The organism is Streptomyces sp. SID10853 (assembly GCF_010548145.1).
GTDB lineage: Bacteria > Actinomycetota > Actinomycetes > Streptomycetales > Streptomycetaceae > Streptomyces.
In genome coordinates this window covers 36,415-47,172 of the sequence record NZ_JAAGLN010000025.1, presented here as the reverse complement: position 1 = coordinate 47,172, position 10,758 = coordinate 36,415, and the positions used below count along the sequence as shown (strand labels likewise).

Sequence of the window (10,758 nt, the reverse complement as noted above, 5' to 3'; positions counted from 1 at the left end):
CGGCGGTGGCGTCGCGCGCACCGGCCGGGGGGCCTGCGGGGCGCGACGCGGCCCTGCGCCGACGGCGCGGGGGCAGCGTGTCGCTGGGACTGTTCTCTTCGTTCGCTCCGGTGGTACCGGAATCGTTCGACTCAAGCATTGCGGGCGGTTCTCCCGTCACGCTCCCGGGCGCCGCGTCTGTGTCCGGTCCGGCACGGTCCGCGTCAGATACGCGGTTCCGCTCGTCCGGGGCGCGGGCGCCGCACGGGAGCTGATGTCTGGCTCGCCGGTTCCCTACGCGATGTACGTACGGCCTGGCGAAAGTCTTCTGGTCAGTGCGCTGCCCGACCCAGGTGGCTCCCGGATACGAGGGCTGCGCTACGACGACTGGTCCTGACGCGGCGGGACCGCCTCCGAGGCCCGGGGGCCGGGGAGGTCCGTCTCACACCGTCGCGGGTGTCCCGTCGGCGGGAAGCCGGTGGGTGGCGGTTCCGGCGGCCGTGGGTGGAGCGGCCGGGGCTGCCTCGCGGTCGGGCGAGAGCGGGTCGGTCACCGTGCCGGACTCCTCGTCGAAGAGCCCCTGCGCCAGCCTGGTCACCGCTGCGGGGACCGGCGGCGCGAGGTCGGCCACAACGCGGAGACCGGACAGGACGTCGTCGGGTCGCACAGCAGGTGTCACGTGCCGAACAACCAGCCGCAGTATCGCACAGCGCTCACCTCCCGGCCTATTGACCGGCTCGGCGTCGTCGGCGGTGGATCCGGCGTCCGCGCCGGGCTCCGGGCGGACGGCCCGCAGATCGGCCACGGCGCTGCGGGCGTCGAAGGTCCGTACGCCGTTCTTGGTGCGGCGCTGTACCTCCACGGTCCCGGCCGTGGTGAACGCGGCCACGGCACGCTCGACCTCGTCGAACTCGACGCCGTCCAGGCGCAGTTCCCATACGGAGGCGGTCAGCCGCTCGGCGAGGCCCGAGGTGCGTGCCTCGACCGCGTCGGTGATGTCGAGCCCGTCGGGGAGCGACTCGTCGAGCAGCTTGCGCAGCGTTTCGGGGTCACGCGCCTCGCTGAGGGCGATCTCCAGGAATTCGGCCTCGCTGCCGGTGCCGGTGGGTGCGGCATTGGCGTACGAGACCTTCGGGTGGGGCGTGAAGCCCGCCGAGTACGCCATCGGCACCTCGGCTCTGCGCAGCGCTCGCTCGAAGGCACGCTGGAAGTCACGGTGGCTGGTGAACCGGAGGCGGCCGCGCTTGGTGTAGCGCAGTCGGATGCGCTGCACTGCCGGTGCGGGCGGCGGGCCTTCGGGCTGTCGCTTGCCCAGTGGTTCTTCTCCTCGGTGCGGGGCCGACGCGGGGGGCGCGCCGCCCTACTGCGGGGTTCCCGGGGCACCGGGCCGCCGGTTCACCCCTGCTCGCGCAGGGAGATCTCGGGTTCGGGTGCCGCCTCGGGGACAGTCTTGTTGTACTACCCAGAGTACGCGCTCGGGCCCCTATTGGTTCCCGGGCCTCCGCCGGAGCCGGCCCGCCGGAGAGCGCCCGCCGCACCTCGCGCCCGGCCCGACGACGCCCGGGACCCGTCCGAACCGCCGTACGGAACGGCCCGGCCACACGGGTGACCGGGCCGGACGTTCGCGTACTTCCGGGAGCTGCTTCCGGGAGCTGCTTCCGGAAGCTACTTGTTGACGACGGTCAGCGGCAGCAGCTTCTTGCCCGTCGGACCGATCTGGATGTCCAGGTCGAGCTGCGGGCACACCCCGCAGTCGAAGCACGGTGTCCAGCGGCAGTCCTCGACCTCGGTCTCGTCGAGCGAGTCCTGCCAGTCCTCCCAGAGCCAGTCCTTGTCGAGACCGGAGTCCAGGTGGTCCCAGGGCAGGACCTCCTCGTACGTGCGCTCCCGGGTCGTGTACCAGTCGACGTCCACACCGAAGTCCGGCAGCGTCTGCTCGGCGGCCTTCATCCAGCGGTCGTAGCTGAAGTACTCGCGCCAGCCGTCGAACCTGCCGCCGCCCTCGTACACCGCGCGGATGACCGAGCCGACCCGGCGGTCACCGCGCGAGAGCAGGCCCTCGACGATGCCGGGCTTGCCGTCGTGGTAGCGGAAGCCGATCGAGCGGCCGTACTTCTTGTCGCCGCGGATCTTGTCGCGCAGCTTGGTGAGCCGGGCGTCGGTGTCCTCGGCGGAGAGCTGCGGGGCCCACTGGAAGGGGGTGTGCGGCTTGGGCACGAAGCCGCCGATGGACACGGTGCAGCGGATGTCGTTCTGGCCGGAGACCCTGCGCCCCTCGGCGATGACGTTGACCGCCATGTCACCGATCTGCAGGACGTCCTCGTCGGTCTCGGTGGGCAGGCCGCACATGAAGTACAGCTTCACCTGGCGCCAGCCGTTGCCGTACGCGGTGGAGACCGTACGGATCAGGTCCTCCTCCGAGACCATCTTGTTGATGACCTTGCGGATGCGCTCGGAGCCGCCCTCGGGGGCGAAGGTCAGACCGGACCTGCGGCCGTTCCTGGTCAGCTCGTTGGCGAGGTCGATGTTGAAGGCGTCCACCCGGGTCGAGGGCAGCGAGAGGCCGACCTTGTCCTCGGTGTACCGGTCGGCGAGGCCCTTCGCGATGTCGCCGATCTCGCTGTGGTCGGCCGACGACAGCGACAGCAGGCCGACCTCCTCGAAGCCCGTCGCCTTGAGGCCCTTCTCCACCATGTCGCCGATGCCGGTGATGCTTCGCTCCCGCACGGGGCGCGTGATCATGCCGGCCTGGCAGAAACGGCAGCCGCGGGTGCAGCCGCGGAAGATCTCGACGGACATCCGCTCGTGGACGGTCTCGGCGAGCGGGACGAGCGGCTGCTTGGGGTAGGGCCACTCGTCGAGGTCCATGACGGTGTGCTTGGAGACCCGCCACGGCACGCCCGACCTGTTGGGCACGACCCGGCCGATGCGCCCGTCGGGCAGGTACTCGACGTCGTAGAAGCGCGGCACATAGACACCGCCGGTCTTCGACAGCCGGAACAGCACCTCGTCGCGCCCGCCGGGACGGCCCTCGGCCTTCCAGGCGCGGACGATCTCGGTGATCTCCAGGACGGCCTGCTCGCCGTCGCCGATGACCGCGCAGTCGATGAAGTCGGCGATCGGCTCGGGGTTGAACGCGGCGTGGCCGCCCGCGAGCACGATCGGGTCGTCGACGGTGCGGTCCTTGGAGTCCAGCGGGATGCCCGCGAGATCCAGGGCGGTGAGCATGTTGGTGTAGCCGAGCTCGGTGGAGAAGGAGAGCCCGAAGACGTCGAACGCCTTCACCGGGCGGTGTGCGTCGACCGTGAACTGCGGCACCTTGTGCTCGCGCATCAGCTCTTCGAGGTCCGGCCAGACGCTGTAGGTGCGCTCGGCGAGCACTCCCTCACGTTCGTTGAGCACCTCGTAGAGGATCATGACGCCCTGGTTGGGGAGCCCGACCTCGTACGCGTCCGGGTACATCAGCGCCCAGCGGACGTCGCAGCTCTCCCACGGCTTGACGGTGGAGTTCAGCTCTCCGCCCACGTACTGGATGGGCTTCTGGACGTGCGGGAGAAGCGCTTCCAGTCGCGGGAAGACCGACTCGACCGACTCGACAGGCATGGTGGTGTCTCTCATGAGCGGGCAGGGATGACCATCCAGCGTACCCCGGCGGCCGGCCCCCTCCTGCCGCCCGGAAATCCGCCCGCCCCGAACCGGCACGGTCCGGGGCGGTCCGGGGCGGGCAGCAGGCCACGGATCAGGCCGACATGGGCCGCTGCACCCGGATCGACTGGAGCAGCCCGATCGCGACCCACACGGCGAACATCGAGGATCCTCCGTACGAGACGAACGGCAGCGGAAGCCCGGCCACCGGCATGATGCCGAGCGTCATCCCGATGTTCTCGAACGCCTGGAAGGCGAACCAGGCGATGATCCCGGCCGCGACGATCGTGCCGTACAGCTCGGTCGTCTCCCGGGCGATCCGGCAGGCGCGCCAGAGCACGATGCCGAGCAGGACCAGGATCAGTCCGGCGCCCAGGAAGCCGAGTTCCTCGCCCGCGACGGTGAAGACGAAGTCGGTCTGCTGCTCGGGGACGAACTGCCCGGTGGTCTGCGAGCCGTGGAAGAGGCCCGTCCCGTGCAGCCCGCCGGAGCCGATCGCGATCCGCGCCTGGTTGGTGTTGTAGCCGACACCCGCCGGGTCGAGCGCGGGGTTGGCGAAGGCGGCGAAGCGGGCGATCTGGTACTCGTCGAGCAGCCCGGCCTTCCAGACCCCGATGGCGCCGACCACGCCGGTGCCGATGAGTCCGACCACCCAGCGGTTGGAGGCGCCGGAAGCGAGCAGGACTCCGAGGACGATCATCGCGATCACCATGACGGAGCCGAGGTCCGGCATCAGCATGATGATCAGGATCGGGATGGCGGCCACGCCGAGCGCCTTGGCGACCGTGCGGTGGTCGGGATGCTCCTGATCGCCCGCGTCCACCCGGGAGGCGAGGATCATCGCCATCCCCAGAATGATCGTGATCTTGGTGAACTCGGACGGCTGGAGGGAGAATCCGCCGCCGATGACGATCCAGGCGTGTGCGCCGTTCACGGTCTGCCCGAGCGGCGAGAGGACCGCGAGGATCATGAGCACGGAGAGCCCGAACAGGATCGGGACCGCGCCGCGCAGCGTCCGGTGCCCGAGCCAGATGGTGCCGATCATCAGGGCGAACCCGATGCCGGTGTTCATGGCGTGGCGCAGCAGGAAGTAGTACGGGTCGCCGTGCGTGAGGGAGGTGCGGCCGCGGGTGGCCGAGTACACCAGCAGCATGCCGATGAACGACAGCGCGAGCGACGCCATCAGCAGCGGCCAGTCCAGCCTGCGCACCAGGGAGTCGCGGGCGGTCAGCTTGGACCAGGCGCCCTGCTCGGGGGCGTACCGCGCTACGGAGAAACCACCCATGGCCCTAGTCCCTTCTGCCCGGTGCGGCCGCGATCTCCTGCCCGCCGGACGACGAGGGCGAGGGCGCAGGCGGCGACGGGTCGGGCTTGGGCGGTGTGATCTTGGGCGAGACGATCGCGCCGTCCCTGTTGATCTTCGGCAGGGCCGTCTCCGGCTTCGGCATGAGCGCCTTCTTGGGGTTCGGCTTGCCGTCCTTGCCGATGCCGTACATCGCCTCGTAGATCTTGCGGACCGCGGGGCCCGCGGCCCCGGAACCGGTACCACCCTGGGAGATGGTCATGATGATCGCGTAGTCCTTGGTGTACGTGGACAGCCACCCGGTGGTCTGCTTGCCTGCGACCTCGGCGGTGCCGGTCTTGGCGTGCAGGGTGATCTTGTCCTGCGGCCAGCCGCCGAACTGCCAGGCCGCCGTACCGCTGGTGACGACGCCTTCCAGGGCCTTGTTGATGTACGAGACGGTCGACTTGGTGTCGGGGAGCTTGCCGATGCTCTTGGGCTTGATCGGCTGGACCTTCTTGCCGTCGGCGCTGACGATCGCCTTGCCGACGCTCGGCTGGTACATCGTGCCGCCGTTGGCGAGTGCCGAGTAGATCACCGCCTCCTGCACCGGGGTGAGGAGCGTGTCGCCCTGGCCGATCGCGTAGTTGACGGAGTCACCGGCGCGGATCTGCTTGCCGTCGGTGCAGTTCTCGTACTCGATCTGCTCGACGTAGGTGCCGTTCTTCTTGCCCTGCTTGCACCAGAGGTCCTTGTTGGCCTCCCAGTACGCCTTCTTCCACTCGCGGTCCGGGACCCGGCCGGCGAGCTCGTTGGGCAGGTCGATACCGGTCTTCTTGCCGAGCCCGAACTCGTGGGCCGTCTTGAAGAACCAGTCCTTCGGGTGCTTGGGGTTGTTGCCGCCGTCCTTCTTCCACTGGTCGTAGGCCACGTGGTAGAAGACCGTGTCGCAGGAGACCTCAAGGGCCTTGCCCAGGCTGATGTCCCCGTAGTTCTCGCCCTCGAAGTTCTTGAACTCGCGGTTGCCGATGGTCATCGACGAGGTGCAGGGGTAGCCGCCGTCCGGGGCGTAACCGGCGTTGATGGCGGCGCTGGTGGAGATGACCTTGAAGGTCGAGCCGGGGGCGGACTGGCCCTGGATGGCGCGGTTCAGCAACGGGTAGTTGGACGACGTCTTGGTGAGCTTGTCGTAGTTCTTGGCCGAGATGCCGCCGCTCCAGACGTTGGGGTTGTACGTCGGAGCGCTGGCCATCGCGATGACCTGCCCGGTGTGCACGTCCATCACCACGGCCGCACCGGAGTCGGCCTTGTAGTTGGTGTGGGTGACCGAGTCATAGGTCTTGCGGAGGGCCTTCATGGCCGCGTCCAGTTCCTTCTCGGTGAGCGCCTGGACCCGGGAGTCGATGCTGGTGACCAGGGAGCTGCCGGGCTGTGAAGCGGTCTGGCCGGCCTTGCCGATGACCCGGCCGAGGTTGTCCACCTCGTAGCGGGTGACGCCGGACTTGCCGCGCAGCTGCTGGTCGTACATGGACTCGAGACCGGCCCGGCCGACCTGGTCGGAGCGGAGCAGCGGGTTGTCCGTCTTGTTCGACTTGGCGACTTCCTTGTCGGTGACCGGGCCGAGGTAGCCGAGCACCTGGGCGGCGTTGAGTCCGCCGGTGCCGGGGTAGCTGCGCACGGCGGTGGGCTCGGCTGTGATGCCGGGGAAGTCCTCGGTGCGCTCGCGGATCTGGAGTGCCTGCTGGGTGGTGGCGTCTTCGGTGACGGGGATCGGCTGGTACGGCGAACCGTTCCAGCAGGGCTTCGGGGTCTTCGCGTCGCAGAGCCTGACCTTCGCGATGACGTCCGCCGGCTTCATCCCCAGCACACCGGCCAGCCGGGTGAGGACGGCTTTGCCGTCGTCGCTCATCTTCATCAGGTCGGTGCGGTTGGCGGAGACGACGAGCTTTGTCTCGTTGTCGGCGATCGGCACCCCGCGGGCGTCGACGATGGAGCCCCGGACGGCGGGTTGGACGACCTGCTGGACGTGGTTGTTCTTGGCCTCCGCGCTGTACTCCTCGCCGTTGCGGATCTGGAGGTACCAGAGCCGGCCGCCGAGGGTGAGCAGGAGGGAGAAGACAAGGATCTGGATGACAACGAGCCGGATACGGACCCGCGAGGTCCGTCCGGTCTCGGGAATATTGCTCACAGCCGTGCCCCACTGATCGTCCGGCCGGGATCCGACGGCCGTGCCCCCGCGTGTCGCAGTTTCACAGCCTCTTGACCCCCTTGATGCGTCCGGCCTTCGCCGCGCGTGACTTGGCCGCCTTCATCCGCATACCGCCGCGCTGGCCGCCGATCTTCAGTCCGGTGCCCGTCGCCAGCCAGCCGGTCGCGATGTCGCTCGTGACACCGCCGCTGTCGCGGCCCTCGGCGAGCGGGTCGCGCTCGGCGCGTCTCGCCAGCGCCATGATGAAGGGGACGGTGAACGGCGCGAGCAGCAGGTCGTAGATCGCCGCGCTGAACAGCAGCCCGAGCAGGCCCACATGGCGGGCGGCGGTGTCACCGACGAGGGAGCCGACCCCGGCGTAGAGCAGGGTCGAGCCGATGGCGGCCGCGACCACCACGAGCATCGGCCCTGTGACGGACCTGAGGCGGCCGTTCTCCGGCTTGGCGAGCCCGGCCGCGTACCCGATCACACACAGCACCAGTGCGTACCGCCCGGCGGCGTGGTCGGCGGGCGGCGCCAGGTCGGCCAGCAGGCCGGCGCCGAACCCGATGAAGGCGCCCCCCACATGGCCGTACACCAGGGCGAGTGCGACCACGGTGAGCAGCAGCAGGTCCGGGACGGCGCCGGGGAGTTGGAGTCGGGCGAGCACGCTCACCTGGATCACCAGGGCGACCACCACCAGCGTGGCCGAGAGCAGCATCCGGTTGAGACGCATACGGATCAGCTCCTCCTACTGGGGGGCGTTGGGGTCGGTGTTGGGGTCAGCGTTGGGATCGGTGTTGGCGTTGGGATCCGTGTTGGCATTGGGGTCGGTGCTGCCGTTGGGATCCGTATTGCCGTTGGCGCCGGGTGACGGCGTGACGGTGACCGTGACCGTGGGGGCCGGCTTCGCCTTGGCGGGCTTGGCCGGCAGGACCGTGTCGCGCGGGTTGCTGCGCGGCGGCTCGACGACGACGCCCACCAGGTCGAGCTTGGTGAAGTTGACGAACGGGCGGACATAGACCGTACGGGTGAGGTCGCCGCCCGACGGGTCGACGCGGGAGACCTTGCCGACGGGGACGCCCGGCACGAACGGCTTGTCGTTGCTCGACCCGAAGGTGACCAGTCGGTCGCCCTTCTTGACCTCGGCCTTGCCGTTCAGGAACTGGACGGCGAGCGGGCGGTCGCCACGGCCGGTGGCGAAGCCGACCTCGTCGGTCTTCTCCATCCGGGTGCCCACGGTGAAGTCGGGGTCGTTGGCGAGCAGCACGGTGGCGGTGTGGGGGCCGACGGTGGTGACCCGGCCGACGAGTCCGTCGCCGTTGAGCACGGTCATGTCCCGCTTGATGCCGTCGGAGGTCCCGGTGTCGATGGTGATCGTCCAGGAGAACCCCTGGGCCGCTCCTATGGCGATGACCTGGGCGCCCTTGATCCCGTACTGGCCGGCGCCCGCGGTCTTGAGCATGCTGTCGAGCTGGCGGACGCGGCTGCGGTTGCGGTCGCTGCTGCCGAGCTGCTGCTTCAGAGCGGTGTTCTCACGCTGCAGCGCGCTGATGCGGCTGTGCCGGTCGCCGGAGTCCCGTACTGCACCGATGGCGTTGCCGACCGGGTTCACGGCGTCCGCGACACCGCTCTCGACCGGTCCGAACACGGTGGCGGCGGCGTGCCGGGCGCCATCCACCGGAGACGCCTCACCGCCGCGGATGTCCACCGTGATCAGCGCGAACGCGATGGCGATCAGCAGCACCAGGAGCAGCCGGCTCTCTCGTGTGTCCCTCACGTGCGGAGGCCGTGCCTTCCTCGTCGGAATTCATATGCGTTTATGGAGTTCTGCGTCTGCGGAGGCCGACAGGAATCAAGTCGAACTCTTTACTTCAACGATCCGCCGTACGGGGCGGACATGCCCCGTACGGCGCAAGAACGTGGTCCGTCACCGGCGGGGCTGGGCGTCCAGTACCTGCTGGAGTGCCTCGAACTCCTCGACGCACTTGCCCGATCCGAGGGCGACCGAGTCCAGCGGGTCCTCGGCGATATGGATCGGCATTCCCGTCTCGTGGCGGAGCCGCTCGTCCAGACCGCGGAGCAGCGCCCCGCCGCCGGTGAGGACGATGCCGCGGTCCATGACGTCACCGGAGAGTTCGGGCGGGCACTTGTCGAGCGTCGTCTTGACCGCGTCGACAATGGCGTTGACCGGCTCCTCGATGGCCTTGCGGACCTCGGCCGCGGAGATCACCACGGTCTTGGGCAGCCCCGACACGAGGTCGCGGCCGCGGATCTCGGTGTGCTCGTCCTTCTCCAGGTCGAACGCGGAGCCGATGGTGATCTTGATCTGTTCGGCGGTGCGCTCACCGAGGAGGAGGGAGTACTCCTTCTTGATGTGCTGGATGATCGCGTTGTCCAGCTCGTCGCCTGCGACCCTGATCGACTGGGCCGTGACGATGCCGCCGAGCGAGATCACCGCGACCTCGGTGGTGCCGCCGCCGATGTCGACCACCATGTTGCCGGTGGCCTCGTGGACGGGCAGGCCCGAGCCGATGGCGGCGGCCATGGGCTCCTCGATGATGTGCACCTGACGGGCGCCCGCCTGGGTGGACGCCTCGATGACGGCGCGGCGCTCGACCCCTGTGATGCCGGAGGGGACACAGACGACGACGCGCGGCCGGGCCAGATAGCGGCGCTTGTGGATCTTCAGAATGAAGTAGCGGAGCATCCGCTCGGTGATTTCGAAGTCGGCGATCACGCCGTCCTTCAGCGGCCGTACGGCAACGATGTTGCCCGGCGTACGGCCGATCATCTTTTTGGCCTCGGCGCCTACGGCGAGGATCCCGCCGGTGTTGGTGTTGATGGCGACGACGGAGGGTTCGTTGAGGACGATCCCTCGACCCCTGACGTACACCAGCGTGTTGGCAGTCCCGAGGTCGATAGCCATGTCACGGCCGATGAACGACATTGAGTTCCCCTTGTTCCCCATGAGGATGCGTCGGGCCTTCCCAAGTGGAGCGATTGGCTTTTTGGTAGGCGAAGTGAGCGCTGTGGGTGTGAAGGCTTCCATCGTAGTGCCGCCTGCACGGACACCGCGCGAGGGTCCTCCGCCATGTGGGCGGAAGTTGTGCCCGCCTCAGTCATGGTGACGTCATGTCGGTGCGATGCGTTCCCGAAATCGCCCGGCATATGCCGAAGGGCGACCGAATTAATTCGGTCGCCCGAGGCTGTGAGCGCTATTCGGCTGACATGACGTCAGGATACGCCCGGGAAAAAAATCTTCAATTCTCGCTCCGCGGACTCCTCCGAGTCCGAGGCGTGGATGAGATTCTCCCGGACGATGGTGCCGAAATCGCCACGAATGGAGCCGGGCGCTGCGGCAATCGGGTCAGTCGGGCCCGCCAGGGCGCGGACGCCCTCGATGACCCGCTCGCCCTCGACGACCATCGCGACGACCGGACCCGAGGCCATGAACTCGACCAGCGGCTCGTAGAAGGGCTTGCCCTTGTGCTCGCCGTAATGCTGCTCCAGCGTGTCCTGGTCCAGCGTGCGGAGCTCAAGCGCCGAGATGGTCCAGTTCGCCTTGCGCTCGATGCGGCCGATGACCTCGCCGACCAAATGGCGGCGTACGGTGTCGGGCTTGAGCAGAACGAGCGTGCGCTGGCTCACTGTGCGGACTCCT

General features: G+C 68.7%; 8 protein-coding genes. All 8 read right to left on the bottom strand.

What is annotated here, in order from left to right; genetic code table 11:
• Nucleotides 1-421 precede the first annotated feature (421 nt).
• The 8 genes from G3I19_RS08035 to ndk all read right to left on the bottom strand — a co-directional run bounded on the left by G3I19_RS08035 (nt 422) and on the right by ndk (nt 10,745).
• A complete protein-coding gene (locus tag G3I19_RS08035) occupies nt 422-1,252 on the bottom strand; it encodes a TIGR03936 family radical SAM-associated protein (RefSeq protein WP_164261220.1) in 831 nt (276 codons plus the stop codon).
• Between the two features lie 392 nt (nt 1,253-1,644).
• Nucleotides 1,645-3,582, bottom strand: a complete 1,938-nt coding sequence (locus G3I19_RS08030) for a TIGR03960 family B12-binding radical SAM protein (RefSeq protein WP_164261217.1) — start codon at nt 3,580-3,582, stop codon at nt 1,645-1,647.
• 136 nt (nt 3,583-3,718) lie between these two features.
• Nucleotides 3,719-4,909, bottom strand: a complete 1,191-nt coding sequence (gene rodA / locus G3I19_RS08025) for a rod shape-determining protein RodA (RefSeq protein ID WP_164261214.1) — start codon at nt 4,907-4,909, stop codon at nt 3,719-3,721.
• A 4-nt stretch (nt 4,910-4,913) separates the two neighbouring features.
• The gene (gene mrdA / locus G3I19_RS08020) at nt 4,914-7,094 is read right to left on the bottom strand and encodes a penicillin-binding protein 2 (protein ID WP_164261211.1); all 2,181 of its coding nucleotides are present in this window, start codon (nt 7,092-7,094) and stop codon (nt 4,914-4,916) included.
• Nucleotides 7,095-7,155: 61 nt separating this feature from the next.
• On the bottom strand, nt 7,156-7,830 hold the full coding sequence (gene mreD, locus G3I19_RS08015) for a rod shape-determining protein MreD (RefSeq protein ID WP_164261208.1): 675 nt from the start codon (nt 7,828-7,830) through the stop codon (nt 7,156-7,158).
• Between the two features lie 15 nt (nt 7,831-7,845).
• Nucleotides 7,846-8,874 carry a rod shape-determining protein MreC gene (gene mreC / locus G3I19_RS08010; RefSeq protein WP_164261205.1) on the bottom strand — a complete coding sequence of 343 codons (1,029 nt, stop codon included), beginning with the start codon at nt 8,872-8,874 and terminating at the stop codon, nt 7,846-7,848.
• A 150-nt stretch (nt 8,875-9,024) separates the two neighbouring features.
• The gene (locus G3I19_RS08005) at nt 9,025-10,044 is read right to left on the bottom strand and encodes a rod shape-determining protein (protein ID WP_164261203.1); all 1,020 of its coding nucleotides are present in this window, start codon (nt 10,042-10,044) and stop codon (nt 9,025-9,027) included.
• Between the two features lie 287 nt (nt 10,045-10,331).
• Complete coding sequence (gene ndk, locus G3I19_RS08000; RefSeq protein WP_164261200.1) at nt 10,332-10,745, bottom strand: nucleoside-diphosphate kinase; 414 nt, start codon at nt 10,743-10,745, stop codon at nt 10,332-10,334.
• Nucleotides 10,746-10,758: the final 13 nt, after the last annotated feature.

Excerpts from the sequence above, each read along its gene's own strand:
- mreD (WP_164261208.1), bottom strand. The coding sequence starts at position 7,830 with ATGCGTCTCAACCGGATGCTGCTCTCGGCCACGCTGGTGGTGGTCGCC.
- rodA (WP_164261214.1), bottom strand. The coding sequence starts at position 4,909 with ATGGGTGGTTTCTCCGTAGCGCGGTACGCCCCCGAGCAGGGCGCCTGG.
- G3I19_RS08005 (WP_164261203.1), bottom strand. The coding sequence starts at position 10,044 with ATGTCGTTCATCGGCCGTGACATGGCTATCGACCTCGGGACTGCCAAC.
- G3I19_RS08030 (WP_164261217.1), bottom strand. The coding sequence starts at position 3,582 with ATGCCTGTCGAGTCGGTCGAGTCGGTCTTCCCGCGACTGGAAGCGCTT.